General features: G+C 51.7%; 19 protein-coding genes. 1 reads left to right on the forward strand and 18 read right to left on the reverse strand.

The window, feature by feature from the left end:
• Nucleotides 1-110: 110 nt before the first annotated feature.
• A complete protein-coding gene (locus tag SD69_RS16580) occupies nt 111-1,550 on the forward strand; it encodes a LamG-like jellyroll fold domain-containing protein (protein ID WP_041524099.1) in 1,440 nt (479 codons plus the stop codon).
• A 189-nt stretch (nt 1,551-1,739) separates the two neighbouring features.
• On the opposite strand, the gene SD69_RS16585 is transcribed toward SD69_RS16580, so the two are convergent.
• The 18 genes from SD69_RS16585 to SD69_RS16670 form a co-directional block, all read right to left on the reverse strand.
• Entirely contained in the window at nt 1,740-3,929 is a 2,190-nt protein-coding gene (locus SD69_RS16585; protein WP_041524100.1) for a hypothetical protein, read from the reverse strand.
• A 59-nt stretch (nt 3,930-3,988) separates the two neighbouring features.
• Nucleotides 3,989-4,795 carry a 4-hydroxy-tetrahydrodipicolinate reductase gene (gene dapB, locus SD69_RS16590; protein ID WP_041524101.1) on the reverse strand — a complete coding sequence of 269 codons (807 nt, stop codon included), beginning with the start codon at nt 4,793-4,795 and terminating at the stop codon, nt 3,989-3,991.
• A gap of 18 nt (nt 4,796-4,813) precedes the next feature.
• Complete coding sequence (ribA, locus tag SD69_RS16595; protein ID WP_041524102.1) at nt 4,814-5,419, reverse strand: GTP cyclohydrolase II; 606 nt, start codon at nt 5,417-5,419, stop codon at nt 4,814-4,816.
• Nucleotides 5,420-5,621: 202 nt separating this feature from the next.
• A complete protein-coding gene (locus SD69_RS16600; RefSeq protein WP_041524103.1) occupies nt 5,622-6,263 on the reverse strand; it encodes a retropepsin-like aspartic protease family protein in 642 nt (213 codons plus the stop codon).
• Nucleotides 6,264-6,303: 40 nt separating this feature from the next.
• On the reverse strand, nt 6,304-6,801 hold the full coding sequence (locus SD69_RS16605) for a phosphatidylglycerophosphatase A family protein (RefSeq protein ID WP_084591633.1): 498 nt from the start codon (nt 6,799-6,801) through the stop codon (nt 6,304-6,306).
• A gap of 1 nt (nt 6,802) precedes the next feature.
• Nucleotides 6,803-7,792, reverse strand: a complete 990-nt coding sequence (thiL, locus tag SD69_RS16610; RefSeq protein WP_041524104.1) for a thiamine-phosphate kinase — start codon at nt 7,790-7,792, stop codon at nt 6,803-6,805.
• Nucleotides 7,793-7,808: 16 nt separating this feature from the next.
• A complete protein-coding gene (nusB, locus tag SD69_RS16615; protein WP_041524105.1) occupies nt 7,809-8,276 on the reverse strand; it encodes a transcription antitermination factor NusB in 468 nt (155 codons plus the stop codon).
• Nucleotides 8,276-8,743 carry a 6,7-dimethyl-8-ribityllumazine synthase gene (gene ribH / locus SD69_RS16620; RefSeq protein ID WP_041524106.1) on the reverse strand — a complete coding sequence of 156 codons (468 nt, stop codon included), beginning with the start codon at nt 8,741-8,743 and terminating at the stop codon, nt 8,276-8,278. The genes nusB and ribH overlap by 1 nt, the downstream gene beginning before the upstream one ends.
• 30 nt (nt 8,744-8,773) lie before the next feature.
• Nucleotides 8,774-9,892 (reverse strand): bifunctional 3,4-dihydroxy-2-butanone-4-phosphate synthase/GTP cyclohydrolase II, encoded by a 1,119-nt coding sequence (gene ribBA / locus SD69_RS16625; RefSeq protein WP_041524960.1) that lies wholly within the window; start codon nt 9,890-9,892, stop codon nt 8,774-8,776.
• Nucleotides 9,892-10,548 carry a riboflavin synthase gene (locus SD69_RS16630; RefSeq protein ID WP_041524107.1) on the reverse strand — a complete coding sequence of 219 codons (657 nt, stop codon included), beginning with the start codon at nt 10,546-10,548 and terminating at the stop codon, nt 9,892-9,894. The genes ribBA and SD69_RS16630 overlap by 1 nt, the downstream gene beginning before the upstream one ends.
• A 10-nt stretch (nt 10,549-10,558) precedes the next feature.
• Nucleotides 10,559-11,704: a bifunctional diaminohydroxyphosphoribosylaminopyrimidine deaminase/5-amino-6-(5-phosphoribosylamino)uracil reductase RibD gene (gene ribD, locus SD69_RS16635; RefSeq protein WP_041524961.1), complete on the reverse strand. Its 1,146-nt coding sequence runs from the start codon at nt 11,702-11,704 to the stop codon at nt 10,559-10,561.
• Between the two features lie 43 nt (nt 11,705-11,747).
• Nucleotides 11,748-12,224, reverse strand: coding sequence for a transcriptional regulator NrdR (nrdR, locus tag SD69_RS16640; RefSeq protein WP_041524108.1), 477 nt, complete (start codon nt 12,222-12,224; stop codon nt 11,748-11,750).
• Nucleotides 12,225-12,299: 75 nt separating this feature from the next.
• Nucleotides 12,300-13,043, reverse strand: a complete 744-nt coding sequence (rlmB, locus tag SD69_RS16645; protein ID WP_041524109.1) for a 23S rRNA (guanosine(2251)-2'-O)-methyltransferase RlmB — start codon at nt 13,041-13,043, stop codon at nt 12,300-12,302.
• Between the two features lie 72 nt (nt 13,044-13,115).
• Entirely contained in the window at nt 13,116-15,707 is a 2,592-nt protein-coding gene (rnr, locus tag SD69_RS16650) for a ribonuclease R (protein ID WP_041524110.1), read from the reverse strand.
• A 438-nt stretch (nt 15,708-16,145) separates the two neighbouring features.
• Nucleotides 16,146-16,406 (reverse strand): hypothetical protein, encoded by a 261-nt coding sequence (locus SD69_RS16655; protein ID WP_157471738.1) that lies wholly within the window; start codon nt 16,404-16,406, stop codon nt 16,146-16,148.
• A gap of 25 nt (nt 16,407-16,431) precedes the next feature.
• Entirely contained in the window at nt 16,432-20,934 is a 4,503-nt protein-coding gene (locus SD69_RS18265; RefSeq protein ID WP_198144120.1) for an RHS repeat domain-containing protein, read from the reverse strand.
• A 91-nt stretch (nt 20,935-21,025) separates the two neighbouring features.
• Nucleotides 21,026-22,864 (reverse strand): phage tail protein, encoded by a 1,839-nt coding sequence (locus tag SD69_RS18850; RefSeq protein ID WP_157471740.1) that lies wholly within the window; start codon nt 22,862-22,864, stop codon nt 21,026-21,028.
• 215 nt (nt 22,865-23,079) lie between these two features.
• Nucleotides 23,080-23,799, reverse strand: a complete 720-nt coding sequence (locus SD69_RS16670) for a FadR/GntR family transcriptional regulator (RefSeq protein ID WP_041524113.1) — start codon at nt 23,797-23,799, stop codon at nt 23,080-23,082.
• Between the last annotated feature and the right edge of the window lie 139 nt (nt 23,800-23,938).

Raw genomic sequence — 23,938 nt, forward strand, 5'->3', positions numbered from 1 at the left:
TAACGTCACCGGATCAACGACCAGAGACTTGTAACATAGCTTTTTCTCAAGCGTCTCAGAACAAAGCAACACGTAATAATTGGAAAAATTCATCAAACCAAGGAAATGTCATGAAATACTTAATACTTACTCTGCTACTGATTCCGGTCATATCTCAAGCGAGCTTCTGGGATGGAGCCAGTAGAGACATGGCCTCGACCGTGCTGGGAAACACTGCAGCAATCTCTTGTCATAATTGCTACGCGGAAGACCAGCCAGGCACAAACAAGCTAATGCAAACCTTTGAAACCATTGATATGGCACTTAACAGCGGTGCCGATCTTATTGAAATAGACATACACCCGACCTCAGGCATTTGGTACGTAACGCATGACAATGACTCCGCCCAGAAGCTGTCAGACGTATTGACATACGCCCCGTTAACAAATGCAGACCAAATTTTATTTATTGAAATAAAAGGTGGTCTCAACCCAAACAACGACACGGCCCTGACTAATTCGCTGCTCTCGATACTAAGGGATAATGGTTATCTTGAGACATCACGGCCGGTGGTGATTAGATCTTTCCACTCCAGCAGTCTGGACACAATGGCCACTTCTTTGAATGGGCAAGAGTTCGCTCAGTACCAAAGCGCCGTAAAGCTCAGCTGGCTAATTGGAGGTGGCGGCTCGTGGAAGGCTAAAACACTAAGCGCATCAACCAAAAACTACGATATGGTTGAGTTTCAATATCAAATGAAAGAGATTTTCGGTGCTATAGAATATGCAAAATCACTAGAACTGGGCATTAATGTTTATACAATAGCCGACTTTCCTGAAGTTTTTGTTTCAGCACTGCGGGAGCATGTCGACGCCATTACAGTAGAAGGATCGTCCGCGAGGAGCAAATCACAAACAATAGTACTATCACGCCAAATGGTGCAAAAAAACAACAACTTGCTTGACATCAATCTCGCAAGGCAATCAACGACCTCTAATTACATCACCTATGCAGACCAAAGTTACTTAACGTACATGCCCACTACCGTAACGGAATTCCCCAACCGTGTAAACTTTACCGGGGGGCAGGGGTTATACGGTACAGCTCTTGAATTTAAAGCAACAAACTCAAACCACATACGGTTTCACGACCGCGACAACAGTGCAAACGGTGGATTTTTTATTTCCACCTATGTCAGCTTTGATGAGCTAAGTAGTAACGGTACTAGGGCGATCATAAACAAATCGGACTATGGAGCCTTCGCGCTGGAGCTTCATGACGGAAGCCTGCGTTTTGGCGTTCACGTCAATGGCTCGTATCAATATAACAACTATTCCACAGCTAACCTCAGTACTAACACTGCATATCATTTAATTGCAGCCTATGATGGAAATGGTGGCGTACGCCTATGGGTTGACGGAGTAGAGGTCGCTGGAGCCCCAGTTATTGCTGGTGGAATAACACAAAACAACGCACAAATCACGCTAGGAGCTGACCCTCAGGGAAGCAGCGGTGAACAATTTCATTTTACTGGTAAGATCCAGCATGCGCACATTCTAAACTGGCACTAAAACGCAAATCTTACTAAAATTAGGGGGCTACGTTAGGTAGCGCCCTAATTTTGGCTAGACACTTTATAAACAGGCACTTACTGATTTTCGAAAATGCCCATCAAGTTAAGCTCAGCCTCAATAGCCGAAGTGACTTTCGTCAGGAACTTGAGGAAAATAAAAATAATAGTTCCCTCATGAACACATTTTTTATCGTTTCATGTTCACGCTGTAAAGCCGCCCACCTTGCGCCTCAACAAAACTCCAGCCATGAAGATCAGCATATTTTTGCAAATCGGAAAGCAGCAATAAATTTTTTATTTTTTCTTTATTATTGGATAGTAATAAATAATCAATCTTATATGCTTTTAGATACCGTACGACACTATCAACGCTTAAAGTATATTCAGGGCGAGCATATTTAATAAATAATAAGTCTTCGGTCGGGACGGAAAATAACGAGCCGTACTGATCAATTCCGTAGGAAACAACACGCGCGTCAGGCGAAGCAGAGTCTAAGTATGTTCCAATTTCATATAACCCCAAGCGCTGCAGCTCTCTATCGCGCCACCCCCCACCTGCAAACGGCCTGCCAGAGAAGTCCATATCTAACGCTCGCGTACCGGGCTTAGACCAAGCGGCAGAAATAAAGCTCTGGCCTGCATGAAAAACACTAAATACAAGAACTACAACCGTTATTACTCGCCGGAAGCATGCACTATAGTGCAGTCTAGAAGCCGCACAGAAAAGAGCCAAACAAGTGACCAGCGCTAAAGGATACATATAGTAATTACCGTCTCCGCCTCTCGAGTGGTATCGCCAAGCTATTGCGACAAGCAAGCCCAGCCCACACAGGATAAGCATTATATAAAAAAGAGAGTTCAGCCTTCGGAACCGAGCCTTAAAGCCCAATATGGCTGCCAGGCCACCAACAAGTAGGAACAGCAACCAGTAATTACCCTGCCAGCTGATACGGATTTTGCTCATGTTACTCGGCGCCCAAAGCCAATCGTAGAAAAGCATCGGCACATCGGACCACAATTGCGGCCGCGTCCAGTTTAAAGTGCCCGCAGGCTCTTGCTGAGTAAAACCAAGCCAAAGCCAAATCTTTAATAACGGGTCGGGCCCTACCGTTGGCACCCCGGTTAATAACCAAGTGCGCACGAGCAATACAAGCGCCACACAAATCGCCAAGACAAGTACACTGGCAGAGGCGAAAAGGCATGGACGATCTATTTGCAGTAAACGGGCATTACCGCGCGCCCAATACTCCAAAAAAACAAAAACCATACTAATAAACACATAGGGAATCGCCGTATATTTACAAGACACAGCAAGGGCCGCTGCCGCCATCGCGTAAAGCAGACCGGCGACACATCGCTCCGAAAACCAAGGCGCCAATTTGAGCAGCATCAAAAGTAGAAAAAAGGTAGCAATCACATCGCTTTTAATCTGCAATGCGGCATTTGCCCAGGCCGGGATTGTAAAAAGTAGCAGCGCCGCCATAAGGCGCCAAAGTTTGGGTAACGAGAGCCTTGCGCATAACTGCCACACTACCGCACTCGTAATCACCAAAAGGGCTATAGCCACTCCTATCTGTATGCGCAACTGGTCAAATGCCGTAACAGGTAATAGCAGAGTCTCCCATAACTTAGGGAAGTAATGTACCGGAGACACAAGATTTAGGTTTTGAAACACTGACCCCATTGGAGCCAGAAGCGTATCGCTACGACTTAAATACCACACTGTATCGTGGCCGATAACATTTTGTGAGCGGGCCGCTTGCACCAACAACCAAGTTAGACCGGCTCCCAACAGAATCGCCTGTAAAGAGTTCTCAGGTCGTACATTACGGTAAAGTGCAACAATCCCAAGGCCATGCTGGCTGATCAACGCCGACACGATACCGAGAATGCCTAGAAGCGCTAATAATATACCAGGGTAAGCAACTTGAAATACTGACAATATGAAAGTGATTATCAGCCAGAGCGACACTCCGGCTAAGAGTGCAGCACAGCAATCAGATCTACTTTTGACAAATTGAGTTAAAAAGAGATAGCCAAGTGCGAGCAACAGCTCCCAATAGAGCCAGCCTACAAGCAGAGTCAGCTCGGCGTTGTGGCGCCTTGCGTATAGTAGTGCGCCTAGAATCGCAACGCCTAGAGTCCAGCGATTGTGCCATATCATGGCGCTACACATAACCGAGGTTAATAGCAGAGCTTCTATTGCACCTTCAACTGCTGATTTTCTGGTGAGATGCCACGCAAGGGGCCCATTGATCAAAAGATCGTACGCCACGAGATAAATAAATATGCCCGTAAGGCCACATACAATTGTACAGAGTAAGAATACTTTTACCGTCTCCTTGCGCCCGTCACAGCTCCTATTAATACTCAACATCAAACTTTCCCCAAACCGCACCACCCCATGAGACAAACGACGTAACCGTCACTTATTATTTAACGCAGCCCCAACACATCCTGCATATCGTAAAGCCCTGGCTTTTGGCTCAGCAGCCAACCCGCCGCGCGCACGGCGCCATTGCCAAAGGCTAATCGACTGGAGGCTTTGTGAGTAATTTCAACGCGCTCACCGTCGGCTAAAAACATTACCGTGTGCTCGCCCACCACATCGCCGCCGCGTACCGTGGCAAAGCCGATAGTGTCGTGATCGCGCGCGCCGGTTTGGCCCTCGCGGCCGTATACGGCCACTTTGTTTAAGTCTCGCCCGGTGGTGTCGGCAATGACTTCGCCCATGCGCAAGGCGGTGCCCGAGGGGGCATCCACTTTGTGGCGATGGTGCGCCTCATAGATTTCGATGTCTGATTCTTCAGCCATCACACGCGCGGCGGTTTCGAGCAGCTTAAAGCATAAATTGACGCCAGTGCTGAAGTTCGCCGCTAGGCACAGTTGAATGTGGCTTTGATAGCCGAGCAGCTGGGCTTTTTCGGCGTCGGTAAAACCGGTGGTGCCAATCACCATCGCTTTGCCGTGCTTGGCGCAAAGCTCGGCGTTCGCCAGTGTGGCCGCAGGCGAGGTGAAATCGATTAAGGCGTCAAAGCTATCGATTACGTCAGCCAAGTCGGTCGCAATGGTGACGTCTTGTTTGCCGACACCCACCAGCTCGCCGGCATCCGCACCCGCCAATGAGCTACCGGGGCGCACGATAGCGGCGGTCAGCTCAGCACCTGTGGCAGCAACCGCCGCCTCGATTAAAATTTTTCCCATACGGCCGGCGGCACCGGTCACGGCAATACGTACTGTCATGAGTAAACCTATTGTGAATTAGTCTGCGCTGTTGTCGTCTTCAAATAAGTGGCCAAGTTTACCTTTTTTGGTTTCAAGGTATTTGGCGTTGTGCGGGTTGCGCCCGGTTTGGTGCGGGATACGCTCAGCGACGGTGATCCCCATATCCTCCAGCGCCTTAACTTTGCGTGGGTTGTTGGTCATCAGCTTGAGAGAGTCGATGGTTAGGTGATCCATCATGGGTTTTAAAATGCTGTAATCGCGCATATCGGCGCCAAAGCCCAGCTGCTCGTTAGCCTCGACTGTGTCGGCGCCGCAATCTTGCAGGTGGTAGGCTTTAATTTTATTCAACAGGCCAATACCCCGCCCCTCTTGGCGCAGATAGAAAATGGCGCCGCGCCCGACAATAGAGATTTTGTGCATCGCCGCTTGCAACTGAGGGCCACAATCGCAGCGCATGCTAAACAGCGCATCACCGGTTAAACACTCCGAGTGCACCCGCGCCAATACCGGCTCAAGGCCCGAGATATCGCCCATGGTTAGCACCAGGTGCTCTTTGTCCATGTCATCGTCGGAGAACCCGTGCATGACGAACATGCCCCAGGGCGTTGGCAGCTTGGAAGACTCGACAAATTGTATGGTCACTAACGTCTCTCTTAATATAAAAATCTATTGGATCGTATTACGGTTAGCCTAATAAACAAACGGGGCGCTCTGGTTTTAATGGCATTTGCTTAACCCGAAAACCTCGGTGCTTCAAGCCACTGGCCCCCCGCCTTGCGGGGATGACAAAACTTAAGCAAGTGCCATTGCCGCCCAACCGGCTTGTGTATCGCACATCAAACGGCTATTGCACCGCGCGCAGCACCAGCACACCGTTTTCGGTGCTCATATCGATATTGCCCAAAAAGCTGTTGCCCAACAAAATATCCTGGCTGCCAAAATTACCAATGACGATCGCCTGAACATTGCTGAGCGTTATGCCCCCCACCGCCACACTACGCAGCCACACGCCATAAGCGTGAGCTGGACCATTGGCAGTGTTTACCATGCCCTGCTCACCGCTTTGGTAATTTAACCCTAAGCGCTCGGCGTGGCCCACGCCCATGGCGATGGCCGTTGCACCGGTATCCACCATGAAACTAACACTCTGGCCGTTAATCATGCCTGAGGTACGGTAGTGTCCACCGTAAGATTGATTTAAGCGTACCTCAATCGATTCGGCCTCGACAAAGCTTGTGGCAATATGACTCGACAGCGTAAGCGTGTAAGTTTTACCTTCGTATTCAACTTCGGCGCCCGCGCGCGAGGCGCTGAGCAACGTGACGCCCTCAGGGCTTGTTTGGCCGGCGCGCAGCATATGCTGCTTGCCATTAATACCGATAAGCGCCGTTCCTTTGGCGAGCATGTGGGCCGACAAATCTACCGCCTGCACCGTCGCCGTTAACAACACACCACTTAAGACAACCGCTAATTTCGCACGCCACATATCCCTCTCCTTGCTCGTTAATCCATTTTACGAGTTGCGATTACACTAACAACCAAATCAATAGTTGCAGGGCAAGCCAGGCGTAAACCGCCGCCAAGACATCATCTATCATAATACCCAGGCCGCCCGAAATTTTGCGATCGGCCAGCGATACCGGCCAGGGCTTGGCGATATCAAAGATTCGGAACAACACAAAGCCCGCCAGCATCCAATACCACTCGGGGGGTGCTAACAGCATGGTTAGCCAATAGCCCACCATCTCGTCCCAGACGATGCCCGGGTGATCGTGGACACCCAGCGCCCGGGAGCTTTTCTCGCACCAGTAAACCCCGAGTGCAAACGTCACCACCAACCACAAAGCGTACAGAGGCACACTTAAATCGCTGATCAACCAGTAAATAGGAATAGCGGCTAAAGTACCGAAAGTACCCGGTGCCTTGGCCGCAAAACCGGAGCCAAAGCCGAACGCAAACAGGTGATTGCTGTTGCTAAACAGTTGACGAACGGTGGGCATAGGGAGTGTTTTAGACTGGCTCATATCAAAAGTGTCGGTAACCTGTTGAGTCGACGCGAAAGGGCGCGCCGTTTAATTCGCAGTGAACGCCAGCGCCGCTGACAATACGGCCAATAACCGTCGCTTGAATCTGTCCCTGAGCCTGCGCCATGGCAAGCTTTGGCATATTGTGCTCTGGCACGGTAAACACCAGTTCGTAATCATCACCGCCGGTGAGCGCCCAGCGCTGCGCCTGCGTTACATCGGCCTTTTGCAAACTGGCACTTAAGGGCAGCTCGGCCACGTCGATTTCGGCCGCCACATCGCTGGCCTGGCAAATATGCCCTAAGTCAGCCAATAAGCCATCGGATATATCCTGTGCACTGCTGGCGATCTCTTGCAACAAAAGCCCTTCCTGGATACGTGGCTCTGGACGGTAGTAACGCGAGCGCAGATAATCGCGATCGTCGTCTGACCACGTCTCTTGCTCCGTGCCTTCATCAATTACATCTAGTGCTGCCGCGCCATCGCCCAGCGTATGAGTCACCAACACAAAGTCATCCAGATTGGCTCCATCGCGGCGCAGCGCCTTGGCCGCAACCACCTCACCCAACATCTGGATACTGATGCAAAGCGGGCCGCTGGTGGTATCGCCACCAATTAACGTGCACTGATACTGGTCGGCGCATTGCTTTAGACCACGGCTAAACTCCGCTACCCACTCGCGCCGGGCATCCGAGCCCCAGCTTGCCGGCAGGGTTAACGCCAAAGTAAACCAGCGAGGCTGCGCGCCCATGGCAGCGATATCGCTTAAGTTTACCCGCAGCGCGCGCTGCCCGATTTGTTCGGCGGGCGCATCAGCGGGAAAGTGAGTACCACTCACCAGAGTGTCAGCCGCCACCACTAAAGCCTGCCCGGAGCTAGGCTGCACCAACGCGGCATCATCGCCAATACCCAGCAGCACCGAAGCTGGAGTAATCGCATCCGGCGCCGCTTTAAAGTAGTGGTTAATTAGCTCAAACTCACCGGCACTCACATTTGCCCCTTAGGTGTTAGCGCGACTGACGCTGCGCTTTTACTTCCAGCGCACGCACGTCGGCGGCCGCCCGATCGAGCACGCCATTAACAAATTTATGGCTATCGGTAGCGCCGAACTTTTTCGCCAGTGCCACAGCCTCGTTGATCACCACCTTGTAAGGCACATCAATGCGGTATTTAAGCTCGTAGGCGGACAAGCGCAACAGCGCTTCGGTGACCGGGTCAAGCTCAGCCAACGAGCGATCTTGCAGGTGCGGCTCAAACACGGCTTGCACTTCGTCTAAACGTGCTGGCACTTCGTGCAAGATCTCATGAAAGTAAGGCACATCGACGTTTTTCATGTCGTACTCGGCGCGAAAAGAGGCCTCAATAACGTTGACGCTATTGCCTGACATCTTCCACTGATACAAACCCTGCAGCGCATAGTGCCGCGCTTTGCGGCGCGCCGAAGGTGACGGGCCTTGTTTATCGGTTGTGCTCATTAAATCTTACCTAACAGTGAAACCATCTCGAGTGCCGTAGCGGCTGCCTCGACGCCTTTGTTGCCGGCTTTGGTGCCCGAGCGCTCGATAGCTTGCTCGATAGAGTCGACGGTTAACACACCAAACGTAATAGGCACGCCGGCATTCAGCGATACTTGCGACAACCCTTTGGTGCACTCGCCAGCCACATAATCAAAGTGTGGCGTACCGCCGCGAATAACCGCGCCCAGCGCGATGATTGCATCAAACTCGCCTTTGGCAGCAATTTTTTGCGCAACCAGCGGAAACTCAAATGCGCCGGGGGCATAGTAAATGGTGACGTTGTCTTCGCTAATACCGTGGCGGCGCAGGGTATCCAACGCACCGTCTTTTAAGCTCTCTACCACAAAGCTGTTCCAACGGCTGACAATCAGGGCGTACTTACCGCTCGATGCCGAAAAATCACCTTCAACAATTGTGTTGCTCATAATCGCTATCTCTTACCGTGTAATATTCGCTTAATCGGCATCAGGGCCGACGTAACCCACAACTTCTAAATCAAAACCCGACAGCGCCGAGAAACGCATCGGGGCAGACATAACACGCATTTTCCGCACGCCTAAATCGCGCAGAATTTGCGAGCCGGTGCCTACCTGCTTATAAACCACATCCGGACTGCGGCGCTGAGGCCGGCCAGACAATAACCAATCGATAGACTCTTCGACATCGGTGGTGGCTTCATCGTGGCAAATGAGCACTAATACGCCTTTGCCCTCGCGCTCGATGCGCTTGAGTGCTTCGGCGTAAGTCCAGGAGCACACACCGTCGACGGCCGGCCGCTTAATGGCCAACAAATCCCGCGCGGTATCCATCACATGCACGCGCACTAAGGTATCGTCTTCGGCCTCTAGCTCGCCTTTGACCAACGCAAAATGCAGGTCACCACGGGCTAGATCGCGGTAAGTATGCAATTCAAAGTTACCGTGCTCGGTGGCTACCGTGCGCTTGTTAATACACTCGACGGTTTGCTCTTTGGTGGCCCGGTAGTGAATTAAATCGGCAATGGTGCCGATTTTTAAATCGTGTGTTTTCGCAAACGCTTCTAATTCGGCGCGGCGGGCCATTGAACCATCGGGATTCATCACCTCGACAATGACCGCCGAAGGATCAAAGCCTGCCATGCGGGCCATATCACAGCCGGCCTCGGTGTGGCCGGCGCGGCTCATCACGCCACCGGGCTGAGCAATAATCGGGAAAATATGACCCGGCTGAACGATATCGCGTGGCTGGGCATCGGCCGCCACAGCAACCCGCACAGTGCGCGCCCGATCGGCCGCCGAAATTCCCGTAGTGACCCCTTCGGCCGCTTCAATCGAGGCGGTAAAGTTAGTCGAGTGTTTGGCTTTGTTATCTTGCACCATCAGCGGTAGACCCAACTGCTGGCCGCGCTCGGGGGTGATGGTCAGACAAATTAAACCGCGCGCGTGGCTCGCCATAAAATTGATGTCTTCGGCGCGCACTTGCTCGGCCACCATGATCAAGTCGCCTTCGTTTTCGCGATCTTCATCGTCCATCAGGATAATCATTTTACCCTGACGCAGGTCGTCGATCAGTTCTTCAACTGTATTCAATTGCATCATCGGTTAAAGCCGTTCTTTGTCAAAAATTCCAGGGTGATATCGCTATCGGTTGCTGCTGCCTTGTCGCCCTGCAGCAAGCGCTCGAGGTAACGGGCCAGCACATCCACCTCAAGATTGATTTTAGTGCCGGGGCCGTAATGCCCCATAATCGTTTCGGCTAAGGTGTGTGGCACAATATTCAATTCAAACTCAGCGCCTTCTACTTTGTTAACCGTCAGGCTAGTGCCATCGATCGTAACCGAGCCTTTGTGAGCAATATAGCGCGCCAGCTCGGCCGGCGCGCGCAACCGAAACCGCTCAGAGCGAGCATCGCTTACCCGGCTGACCACCTCACCCACACCGTCAACGTGCGCACTAACAATATGCCCTCCCAAACGGGTCGTGGGGGTCAGGGCTTTTTCCAGGTTAACCGGCTGACCGGCGCGCCACTGCCCAATAGTGGTTAGCGACAAGCTCTCGCGAGATACGTCGGCGCGAAAACCATCACCGGGTAAGTCCACCACGGTTAAACACACGCCGTTGGTAGCGATCGAATCGCCCAGCGCCACATCGGACAAGTCCAGCTTGCCGGTACGCACCCGCAGGCTGATATCGCCATTTTTGGGGGTAAGCTCGACGACTTCACCGATGGCTTCGATAATTCCGGTAAACATTGTGCGCCTCTTAACTGTCTACGTCCGGGACGGCGGTAATACGCCAATCCTGCCCGACCGCGCGAATATCATTAATGTGCAGCGGCAACTGGCCAGACATTTTATCCACCGGCAAATCAAACAGGCCACGGGCGTTGTTGCCCATGAGTTTGGGGGCCATATAAATAATAATTTCATCCAGCAGCGCGCGACGCAAAAAACTGCCGGCCAAGGTGGCGCCGGCCTCAACCAACACGTTATTACAGCCACGACGGCCTAACTCATCCAACACGGCCTCTAGCCGTACACGGCCTTCAAACGCCGGCAACCTAATATGCTCGACATGCTCTGGCCACTCGTCGTTAATCACAGCGCCGGTATGAACCACCAGTATAGGCGAGCGGTTCTTAACCAGCTCACAGTTCGGCTTAAGGCGCCCCTTCGAATCGAGAATCACCCGCAGCGGCTGGCGCAGCTCGCCCTCAGGCGCCTCGGGCCAGTCTTCGCGGCGTACCGTTAAACTCGCGTTATCCATCAGCACGGTATCGACGCCGCTAATCAGGGCGCAGCTGGCGGCGCGCAAGCGCTGCACGTCTTCACGCGCACGACGGCTGGTCACCCAGCGACTCTCACCGCTTTGCATAGCGGTACGCCCATCTAAACTCATCGCCAGCTTACAGCGCACCCGCGGGCGCCCGCGCAGCATACGCCGGACAAAGCCAGCATTTAGCTCCAGCGCGTCATCCTCCAGCAGCGGGCCCGACACCTCGATACCAGCCTCGCGCAAGCGCATAAAACCAGTGCCAGAGACGTCTGGGTTGGGGTCTTCCATGGCGTACACCACCCGGCTGACGCCGGCATCCACCAGCGCCTCGGCACAGGGGCCGGTGCGGCCGGTGTGGCTGCAGGGCTCAAGCGTTACGTAGCAGGTGGCGCCGCTGGCGGCCTCGCGCCAGGCGTCTGGGCTGTCCGGGTCACCACCGGCGCTGCGGGCAGCATCGCGCAGGGCATTGATCTCGGCGTGGGGGCCGCCGGCACGCTCGTGCCAGCCACGGCCAATAACCTCACCATTGCGCACCAGTACGCAGCCCACCATGGGGTTGGGTGTGGTGGTGGTCAAGCCACGGCGGGCAAGGCCCAGCGCTTCGGCCATAAAGGCACGGTCTGTGATTGTCATATCTTGTGTCATGAAAACTGGCCCGAATCAGGGCAAAAAACGGCTATTGCTCGACGGCCGGATCGTCCTCGTGAGCTTCCAGGCGGTCGATCTCTTGGCGGAACTCGTGCAGATCTTTAAAGCTGCGGTACACCGAGGCAAAGCGCACGTAGGCGACCTCATCAAGCCCTTGCAGCTCATCCATCACTTTTTCACCCAGCCGTCGGGAGCCAACTTCGCGCTCGCCAGTGGCCTGTAAAAAGTGCTTGATGTTGTTGATCGAGCTCTCGATGGACTCTACCGATACCGGGCGTTTCTCCAGCGCACGCTGCAAGCCGGCGCGCAATTTGACCTCATCAAAGGGCTCACGGGTACCGTCCTGCTTGATAATGCGCGGCATAACCAGCTCGGCCACTTCGTAGGTGGTAAAACGTTCATGGCAGCTTAAACACTCCCGGCGCCGACGCACCTGGTCGCCCTCGGCCACCAGCCGTGAGTCGATCACCTTAGTCTCATCGGCACCGCAAAATGGACAATGCATGAAGTTCAGCCTCGCTTGGCGCAATTTGCGCGCATATTAGCACAAAAAAGCGGCACAAAGTGCGCCTGCATAGACTCAACCGGCGCGCTGACGCACGGCCTCAAACAGGCAGATGCCGGTGGCCACCGAGACGTTCAAACTGCTCACACTGCCCGCCATGGGAATTTTAATCAGCTCATCGCAGGTTTCACGGGTCAAACGGCGCAAACCGGCGCCCTCTGCCCCCATCACTAACACCAGCGGGCCGGTTAAATCGGCCTGGTAGACAGTCGCTTTTGCTTCACCGGCGGCGCCGCGCAACCATAGCCCACGCTCCTGCAACTGAGTTAAGGTACGCGCCAGATTGGTCACCGGAATAAAAGGCACCGACTCGGCTGCGCCACAGGCCACTTTGCGCACTGTGGGATTCAGGCCGGCGGCGTTATCTTTGGGGGCAATGACCGCATGCACGCCGGCAGCATCAGCCGAGCGCAAGCAGGCACCCAGGTTGTGGGGGTCGGTTACACCGTCGAGCACCAATAAAAACGGCGTTTCGTCGAGGTTATCCAGTAATGTGTACAAAAAGTTTTCGTCGTGGGCCTGGCCCGGACGGCAGTGGGCAATAATGCCCTGGTGATTACCATCACCGGCCAGGGCATCCAGTTTTTTACGCGCCACTTGCTCTACGGATATGCCATTTTGTGCCGCCAGCTGCAGTACTTTTTGCACCCGCTGATCTTGGCGCCCCTGCAGCGCCATCAGGCTCAGCACCCGCTCGGGGGCGCTTTTTAATACCGTGGTGACGGCGTGCAGGCCGTACAAGGTTTCGGTTTTACTCACGAATCATCGCTCTCCAATGGAGGCGCGCCGCCGCTGTACTTATCACACCAGAACAGCATGGCATTGGTGCGCCTAAGACTTCTTTTTAAACTTCGCCAGCGTCTTCTTAAATCCAGCTGCTGCCTTCGCAAATAGAGATCCGCCCGCTTTCGCTGAAGCGTCTTGCGCCGGTCGAACTGCTGCAGTTTGCGCCGATTGACGAACCGACGAGTCGGTTTTAGAGCCATTAGAACGCTTCCTCTTACGTGGTTTGCGATTGCCCTGTGAATCTGGGTATGACTTTTGCCCGCCGCCGCGCTTGCCTTGGCGATCATCGTTTTTACCCGAGCGTGCAGCGGATTTTTGGCCAGGCTTTTTCGCGGACTTTTTGCCTTTAGCGCCAGACTTACCCGCGCCTTTACCCGAACCTCGGGTGTCTTTAGCCGCCGCGCGACGCCCAGACTTAACCGAGTCTAGCTCGAAATCGATTTTGCGCTCATCCAAACTCACGCGCACGACTTTTACGGTTAGCTCATCACCCAAACCAAACACCTGGCGGGTGCGATCGCCCACCAAGCGGTGTTTAGCCGGATCAAAACGGTAGTAATCCTGCGGCAGTGCAGTGATATGTACCAAGCCATCGACGTAGATGTCTTTTAGCTCGACAAACACGCCAAAGCCCGTCACGGCGCTGATGATGCCGTCGAACACATCGCCGACTTTGTCTTCCAGGTATTCACACTTAAGCCAGCTCACCACATCGCGCGTGGCCTCGTCGGCGCGGCGCTCGGCCAGCGAGCAGTGCTCGCCTAAGGCGATAACATCGGCCACCTCGTAGGGGTAGATTTTACCGCGCGGGATATCGGTGACGCCTTCGACACGCGTCACATGGCTAGACTCTTGTGCCGAGCGCACCACCGAGCGAATCGCGCGGTGCACTAATAAATCGGGGTAGCGACGAATGGGAGAGGTAAAGTGCGCATAAGCATCGTAACCCAGCCCAAAGTGGCCTTCGTTTTCGGCCTGATACACAGCCTGACGTAAACTGCGCAGCATGACGGTTTGGATCATATTGGCGTCGGCGCGGCCCTTGATGGCCTCCATCAATACCTGATAGTCCGCCGATGTGGGCTCATCGCCGCCGCCCAGTCCCAACCCTAACTCACCTAAAAACTCGCGCAGGTTTTCCAGCTTTTCGGCGGTTGGGCCCTGATGCACGCGGTACAGGCACGCAATTTTGTGCTGCTCTAAAAAGCGCGCGGCACAGACGTTAGCGCACAACATGCACTCTTCAATCAGCTTGTGCGCATCGTTGCGTTTAACCGGCACAATATCGTCGATCTTGCGCTCATCGTTAAACACGATACGGGTTTCGACGGTCTCAAAATCGATGGCGCCGCGCTCGCTGCGCGACTCACGCAATACTTTGTACAGGTTATGTAGCGCCTCGATATCACCTAAGCGATCGGCGTACTCAGTGCGCATGGCTTCGTCGCCATCGATAATCGCACCCACTTGGGTGTAGGTCATCCGCGCATGCGAGTGAATAATACCCTMGTAAAACTTGTAGCCGGTCACTTTGCCGCTGGTATTAAGGTTCATCTCACACACCATCACCAAACGGTCGACATGCGGATTCAGCGAGCACAGGCCGTTAGAGATTTTCTCCGGCAGCATGGGTACAACGTGATCGGGGAAATACACACTGGTAGCGCGGCGCTTGGCGTCGTCATCTAAACCGCTGCCGGGGCGCACGTAATGCGACACATCGGCAATGGCCACAAACAAACGCCACCCGCCTTTGCGCGGCTGGCACAGTACGGCATCATCAAAGTCGCGGGCGTCTTCGCCATCGATGGTGACAAACGGCAAATCGCGCAAATCGATTCGGCCGCCCTTGTCGTTATCGTCGACTTCAACGGGCAGCGCTTCGGCCTCACTAAGTGCTTTATAGCTCCACTGATTGGGAATTGAGTGCGCCTCAATGGCCAGCTCGATTTCCATACCCGGGGCCATATGATCACCCAGCACCTGGATCACCTTGCCTTGCGGCGGGCGCTGTTTTTCGGGCTGGCGAGTAATCTCAACCACCACGATCTGCCCCGAGGTGGCGCCCATTTCGGCGCCCTGAGCGATCATAATGTCCTGTGTAATGCGGCGGTTTTCAGGACGCAGGAATTGCACGCCGTCTTCTTTAATAAAACGGCCCGCCAAGGTGCTGGTATTACGCGACAGTACCTCGACAATGGCGCCCTCTTCGCGGCCGCGGTAGTTCTCGCCCTGCAGCCTAACCAGCACTTCATCGCCATCAAACACTTTGCGCATCTGGCGGTTGTGCAGGTAGAGGTCTTCGCCGCCCTCAACGGGCACCGCAAAGCCATAGCCGTCGCGGTGGCCCTGTACACGGGCGCGCATCATATCCATGCGGTCCACCCGCGCAAACGCGCCGCGACGGTTGCTGATCAGCTGACCGTCACGGGCCATGGCAATAAGTCGGCGGCGCAGCGCTTCGATATCGTCTTCGGTAACCATGCCCAGCAAGTCGCAGGCTTCGGGGTGGGTGACAGGGCCGTCCTGTCGATCCAGCAACTCCAGAATAACTTCACGGCTGGGAATAGGATTGTCGTACTTCTGCGCCTCTCGCTCGGCGAAAGGGTCCACAGGTGGACCTTGGCGTTTACTCAAATGATAGGCTCCATAATGCCGGGGAATGTAGATTCATCCGGCATTATAGGGTAATTATTCAACTTTATCAGGATTAGGGGGCTTAACATGTCAAATAGTGCGTATAGCACTGAAGCTCGAAGCAGCTGGCAAACAATAGCCCTTAGGAACCCCCGCTATGATTGGCAGCTTGAGAAGCCATCCTAAGTGTAGTGGCCTAATAAAACTGGGCACCCATCTAGGTGGTAAAATACCACCTTAAGCGAGGTGTTCAATGAAAAAACAACGTCGATCTTTCTCGACAGAATTTAAGCGCGATGCGGCCAGCCTTGGTGTGGACCAAGTTTGCTGCAACGCCCCCCTCAAGGGAAGCCCCCCAAAAAGCTTTCAGTAGGTGTTTTCGCTTATATCCCAGCACTGCATGCCATTAGAAACTCTTCATTTTAAGTATTTCTTAAGTCAGTAGCGCTTCAGCTTGCCAAGTGCTCTTGTAATTACAATGGCAAAGTAAACAAGAGCTGAGCCCGCGATTAGAATATTATGTACACTATTACTAATTACCTCTTTTTTAATCAGCATTAAGGGTACTGGGACCGCGAACGCAGCAAAAATAAAGAAAAAAATAAGAAAGCCACCTTTAACCACAGCCGGCTTTTGCAACGCCAAGTAAAAAATACCCCTTAAGCCTAAAATATAGACCAATAAAAATACTGTATCCATAACCATATTCGCTATCCAGTATGGCCTACTCCACCACACTGTAGATAGTGGCTCCACTTGAAAAGGCCTCAATCGTTAACATAGTCCCAGTTGTTTGATTAACAGCTGGCTCAAAATACCCCGGCACTCCTTTGTACCAACTAGCATTATACTCAGTCCCATATGCGCTTATCTTCGGGACACTGCGGACCAATCCATAAACAGATGTACCTAAATCAAAACTAGCATTTATTATTGTTCCCGCTTTTTCACTACCAGTGAGACCGATCAAGGCTTGCTCGGTGAGACTATCCGTACCTCTGATGCCTGCCTGAAAATTATCTACCCCCTTGCCCGCTATCGCAGCACCAACAACACAAGCTAAACCTCCAGAGCCATAACAAATCCCTCCGCCAAGTGCCACTTGACCCACACCACCGGCAGCTTGGCCTGTACGCATGAGCACATTAACGCCCTCTTCTCGTATAAAACCCATAACACTCGGCCCGTTTTGGGCGGAACGCACAAGCCGTTGGGCCGCTTCTCCCGTCAGAGTAACATTACCACTACTGGAGCGCTCCTTAACCTCCTCAGCAGCTGGCACGATGCATTCCCATTTCTGTCTATTCTGACTACAAGTACCTTCACTCTGCATGCCTGTTGGGTCAATAAAATTTATCGGATCATTTGCCACATAAGCATATAAGTTCATCTGGTCGCTATAACCAATCGGATCCGTCTGCATAAACCGCCCCAGTTCAGGGTGGTAAAACCGCGCTTTGTAGTAGTACAAACCCATTTCTTCAAGCCAAACCTGTCCGGTATACTGAAAACGCCCCTTATTGGTGCTGGCGGGAACGCCATACTCAGCATACGAATTGATCGCGTAACTGGAACCGGCATTGCTGGTTAAACCAATAATGCTGCCTTGGCGGTCTTCACTGTAGTACCGCTTATTGCCAGTGCCCGCGCCGACATACCAGACAATTGGATCATCAACATTAGGACCGTGCACATAGCGGTCGGTGACTGTACCGGAGCAATTCGTTTCGGCAATAATATCGGCGCCATCGTAAAGAAAGCAGATGTTGCCCACTTTGTACAGCCGCTTTGCCGCGTCGTAAGAAAGGGATACCCCTTCGGCGCTGGTAAGTAAGTTATCATTATTATAGGTGTAGTTTTTTGCGCCAATCTTTTTCATGTTGCCATTGGTATCATACGCCAACGACTGCCCTGACCATTGCGTAATCTGGTTTAAACCATTGGGGGTATAACTCTCAGCTTGAGTAGGCTCGCTGAACACATACTCTGGGTTGCGAACCTCCACCGTTTTTACCGTCAACTGGCTAACGGGGTTATAATCAAAGGAGGCCGCATAGTCATCATAGGTATCGCTGCCCGCCACATCGGTTTCAATACTGCTTAACCGAGAGAAGTCGTCGTAAGCGTAATCCGTGGTAACGCCGTTTGCACGAGTTAACGATTCTCTTCTACCCAGCGTATCGTAGCCGAAGGTCGCCAAAGTGAGCGAGTCGGACTGCTTAATACTCTGAAGCGACAGATTGTTCGCATAATCGTACGTAATGTAGAAGTTATCTGGCCATGTCAGACGATCGCGCCGACCGTAGTTATCGTAACCATATCTCACGGTGCCCAGCGCAGTCTGCTCGGATATTTTCCAACCCAACGCATTAAAGCTAGAGACAACCGATGTTGATGCAATACCGGTGCTGTTATTGACTAGAGAGGTAACGTTACTAAAGTTATCGTAGCCATACGCTTCGTTTACAGCCCCAAAAGCACCATTCGACGCACTTGCTTTACTGGTAATGCGGCCCCAGCTGTCATAACCAAATGTAATAACCGTACCGTTACGTAGGCGCAAAGTCTTAACGCGCGTACCATCATATATCGACAAAGTGTAATCCGATGAATTCACGCTGCCGGCTGACGTTTTGGACGGAAATGTCGTTTTTCTTAGGCGACCGAAAGCGTCATAATCGTAGCGGGTAACATTGCCATTACCATCCAACAGCTTTTCAAGCTGGCCTTTGCTATTGTAGCGATTCTCTCGGTAAACGGCGGCTACATCTGTCCCATAACCTTTTATAACCTTCCTAAGTGCATCAGTGGCATCGTATTCATATTTGGTTACCCGATCATCGCCATAAGAGCCGCTACCCGCGTAACAGGCATTGCCACTACTCGTACCATTAATGCGGATAACGCTGCACTCAAGGCGGAACTCACTGTCGTAGCTTTTTTGTACGACGAGTGACTCGACATCTCTGCCGCTAGTCACCTCTTTCTCTGGCAACCCGGTCACCGGATCATAGTCGGTACTTGTCTGCGTTACCGCCGTCATACTCTGAAGAGCAGACAGATCGGTCCCGCCAGGGTTGCCCGTTTTGGTAAAGATTACCTGACCATCGGCATTGAACTCGGCGTAGGTGCCTACACGGCCTTGACTATTAGCATTAGGACCAATCGAACCAATAACACGTTGCTGGAGATCGTAAAACGTATAAGTTACATCCTTAGGGTGTGGGCCAGACGCCTTAACTTGGTTTCCGTAAATGTCATATTCATAGTCAGTACGCAAGGTAACACCTCCATCACCGGAGGAGATAACGGAGTACTCCGGGAGCAAGTTCTCATGTACATCATAGTGGGTCTCGCTAACCAACTCGTCCGAGCTACCACTACAAGTACTCGCCGTACGGCATTGGGTGACCTTGGTTAAACGATATATTGGTTTGACTGCTGCTTTCATCACCCCTGAAGCATCGTACGAGTAAGGCCTATAGGACGTGTAATAATGCTTAACTACCGGCCTTACATTTTGAGCCGCGCCATTTATTGTGACTTTAGCGGTAGGCTTAGTAATAGTATTCACGCCACCGTGAGCGGCATAATACGTATAGGATGTTGTAGCGCCGTCAGCGTCAGTAATAGACGAGGGTTTATTGCAGTATTTTTGGTTGGTTGAGCTACACGACGGATACACAGCCTTAGTTACCAGCGGGCTTCCGCCACCCGCCGGATACTTACGGATATAAGTAATGTTGCCGCGTCCGTCATAATCGTAGGTGGTATAACTACCATCGGGCGAAACGACTTTATTGATTCTATTTTTATAGCCACCTTCGTACTCATAGGAGGTTTCACGACCCAATTGATCAGTAAAGGTCGATAGGCGATTGTATGGGTAGTCAACTTCATAAGTGCCATCAGGACCAACAATTGGAGAAGATGTAAAATCGTAAATACTATTTTGGCCTGCAATCGTAGCCGACAGAACTTTGTTCACGCCGCGCCCATATCTCGTTTCATACCGGTGATAAGCGATATTATAGTAATAGCCAGCAATTTCGTATTTCGACTCTATCCCTTCGGCAGTGCGATATGTTTGCCATCCGTTTCCGCCGCCGAGCTTTCCATAGGACATAGAGTGGTAATCAGATTTGACCTCTCCCGGCGCGGTTACCTTTGTAATATTGGTACGCGCCCAAGCATTAGGATCGGTGCTTGGGGTGGCCGGCAGCATCAAACGCGATTCTACCTCCATGGAAGCGACGGGCCAGTCATGACTTAACCCCTCACACTGTTGAGCAGTATAGTCGCAATATTCCAGTCGGGTATTAATTGCAGTAATGCTTCTGTCACCGTAGGCACRCAAATTTTCACCGTAGATAACATCTGAATCATAATACTTCAACATCCAACCAAGTGAGCTGACCACAGCACTTGGCATGTCATACATCTCGCCATTGCGTGTATAATGACCATGGCGACGATAGTAGTAATCTAAGACTTCTCCATCTGGCTGCGTGACCTGAGAAACAAGACCGTCATTAACGTAAAAATTACTCGGATCACCATATCCACGCCCCTGATGGTCATTCGTGAGGCTCATATCGAAAATAGCAATCATTCCGTTTTTATTGGTATAGGTACAAAACGTTCCTGCGCAATTAATACTGCCACCGTCTCCTGTTGCACTGCTACCAGACGATACGCTCAGTATTTCGGAGGTTCCAGCGACATCTACTTTATAGTACTGACCAACAGGAAGCCCGATGCTGTAAAAATGCGCTTTTCTCTCATCACTTTGACGTCCCGTGGAGCGGATCAGAATTTTTTCAATAGTTCCAACATGATTGTCCAAGTTAAATCGACTTCTGCCCGGATCACTTACAAGGCGACTATCACCCGACCCGATGGCAACTCGCATTCCCGCAACTTTATGCATCCCTGAGATCATATCAACGCCGCGAGAATCAATTGCTACTGTTTGAGCCGGCGGATTAATAGCTCCCGGGTTTAAATCCTCAAGCTCAGTAGAGTGAACCATTGACGGACAAACCAAAATTAACAGCAATACTAATATCGTGCATAAACGCGAAGAACCCTCAGACAATTCATGCCTAAAGCCACTGCATGCATTGCCTAACAGGCGGCCCAAAGGCTTGAGAACTAGACGGCCTACCAGACACGTACATACCCATCCCAAAGAAGTAAATAGCCCTTCAAAAACCTTAACGCTCATACCCACACCCAATATCCGTATTAAACTCAACATCATTTAAATCAGCCGTCTTTCGCTTAGCTAATTACAAAAATCCAACAGCGATAAAACCCTAGTCAACAGATACTGAGGTCCTGTTTCCCGCGTCGTCATATTGATAGCTTGTTTCGTCATCACCTTTAGTGACTGTCTTTAACCGCCCCAAAGCATCGTACTCATAGCTAACCGATGGACTTTGAGAAACCTTTTTAGAGGTATAAGAAGAGCAACCTGCGGAATTACAAGCCCGAACCTTAAAAGTGAAACCACCTAAAACTGAGCCAACCGAATGACTGTAACTTCTGGAGGAACCATTGTATTTACGCGCATTGTTCACATAAAGCTCGTAGCGCGTTGAGCCGCTAGACGTGCCCCATGATGTTTCAAAACGATTTAAAGCAGAGTCGGGAAGAACTGTTAAGTAGGGCGGCATAACGGGGATGTCTAAGGCCGGCTCGGACAAGCTAACCGAGGCACTGCTCTCCGCATACTTAGTGGCACTACCGTAGGAACTGTAAACTCTAACCTTATAAGTGTGAGTCCCATACGAGGGTACTAGCTCAGAAAATGAGCTGCCACCGACAACCTGCCATCCTGAGTGAGGAGAATATACCCTATAAGAATCCATGGACGCCAGGCGCTCCCAACTAACCGTTATTCTTTTTGTCTCGGAGTCTCCACTAGAGCTAACACTTGGCACCCCCGGCTTGACTACAAAGTCGATACTCTTGGATATAAACTCTGTAGAACACTTATCATGCCCTTCACACCCCCACACCCGCACACTAAATCTCCCATTCAAAGTTGCACTGTAAGATTTAGCTGTTTCATAGACCTTAGCAAAGGTATAGTGACCCCCATTAGGTTTCACAAACTGGACTTTGTAGAACGCCGCTCCAGGAACAGAAGACCAACTGGCAGAAATAGAATTATTACTTGGAGGTGTGATCACACTCAAACTACCGGGAGGAGGAAGCGTCACTTTGGACTGCGGGGTGAAAGAGCCACGTACGGCATCGGAGCAAATACTTAAATTATCTTTGTAACACGCGCTAACGTCTACGGAGTGAACTTGACCAAAAAAAGACGTTCTTACTTCTAACTCTCGACCAGGCCTATAACCACTGCCGCTAAAAACACCCACATGCCTATATAGGTAAGTAACATTACTTGTCGGAGAGGGGCCCCAATAGAATTTAAACCCATTATAAGAAACATTGTCACTTGCCTGAATCGCACCCGGCTTTTGAGGCTTCTCAAGAGCTTTAACAGTAAGGGTATCCAAAAGAACCCCATCATTAATTGTATCGCCATTGTAACCCGGGTAATCGTCGTGCGCTTTAAGAATAAAAGTGGTCCCAACTAGCGTCGTATATATCCAATCTTCCGTACGTTGATCGCCCCCCCCGCAGCTCCAGACTCTCCCATCACTAAGCCATATGCAAACAATAGCAGCGCCACGCGTATTGCGAGTAACTGGAGTTATACAACGATCGCTCACTGTAGGCCTCGGCAACAAACATGTAGTATTCGGAGAAGTTAACTTGCCCCAGACTACTCTAACTTTTTTTACTGGCCCAAAGCTGCAGTTATGGCTTACTCCAGACTGGCTCCCGACAACGTCGCAGTCTTTAACTTTAAATTCATAGACTCCTCGAGAACGGCCACTATAAAGTTTACTGCCCGACTTAGAAAACATGGCATCCTGAACCCAGATGCCGTTCTTTTTTTCGTATAACACAGAATAGTCAGTCGCACCACTCCAGCTGAGCGTAAACGAACCGCCTTCTTTTATTTGAAAAGGTGCCGATATACTCACCGCGTTAGCGCAGAGTGGCGCAAAAAGCAACAAATGAAGAAAGATATAACGAATTAAAATCGATTGCTGTCTGGCGCAGGTATTACGGGTCACGAACCTCTCCTTGTTATAAACATCCTAGACTGAGCATTTACGAAATTTATGTTTTTTTCGAGGGCAGAATTCTAGATAAGGCTTACTCGCAAGGCAAACAATTTTCGCCGGAGACTGCCTGCCCACCCAAAAAAGGAAAGTAATCACTAACAAACCCAAAACAGACCCCGTTACCGCAATCAATTGTTGACGGCAAAGCAGACCAAAAAGCAATGCTACATTTCACCAATCCTATCTAACTCATGCTCAATAAACCCCAAGGCTTCATCGATCAGCAAAAACATGGCGTTTTTGGCGCGCTCGGCATTGCCACTGGCAATGGCCTGATACACCTTAGCGTGATCGTCGATAACACCGTCTGGATTACCCTTAATGACATTGGTATGGCTGATACTGACATTAAGAGCGGTGCGGGTAAAATCGCGCATACGGATATAAAAGCGGTTTTCGCTGGCGTATAGAATACTGATATGAAAATCGATATCCGGCTCCAGGCCGTCTTCATCGCCTTCGGCGGCCAAGCGCATACGCTCCAGCGCGTCGCCAATCGCCTGTATTCGCTCGGGCCGGGCAAAACGCGCCGCCAAGGCGGCCGCCTCGGGCTCGATGGCGATGCGCATCTGCAAAAACTCTTTTAGCACCTTTAGCGACGGGTTGCCCTCCAGCGACCAGCGCAGCAGGTCTGAATCGAAGATGTTCCAGTCTTCCTCGGGCATAATGCGAATGCCCTGACGCGGCCGACTGGAGATCAGCCCCTTGGCTGACAGCATCTTAACCGCCTCGCGCACAGCGGTACGGCTTACCCCAAACTGCTCGCACAATTCGGCCTCCGTCGGCAGGCTTTCGTTTTGACTATATTCCCCACAGACAATAGCGCGGCCCAACTGCTGGGTCATACGTTGCGACAGGTTATTATTTCTCTCAAGTACAGCCATGTATTCTCTCACTTTATGCAGGGCATCACGGCACCCTTAAACGCTAAAGGTATCGGCTAGCGGACTTTGAATCAAGCGTATTGAATGATAAATAGCAGCTAAAGACAGGAATTGGACACAGCTGACAGGCATAAAAAAG

Origin of the sequence: Gilvimarinus agarilyticus (genome assembly GCF_000832015.1) — a bacterium.
GTDB lineage: Bacteria > Pseudomonadota > Gammaproteobacteria > Pseudomonadales > Cellvibrionaceae > Gilvimarinus > Gilvimarinus agarilyticus.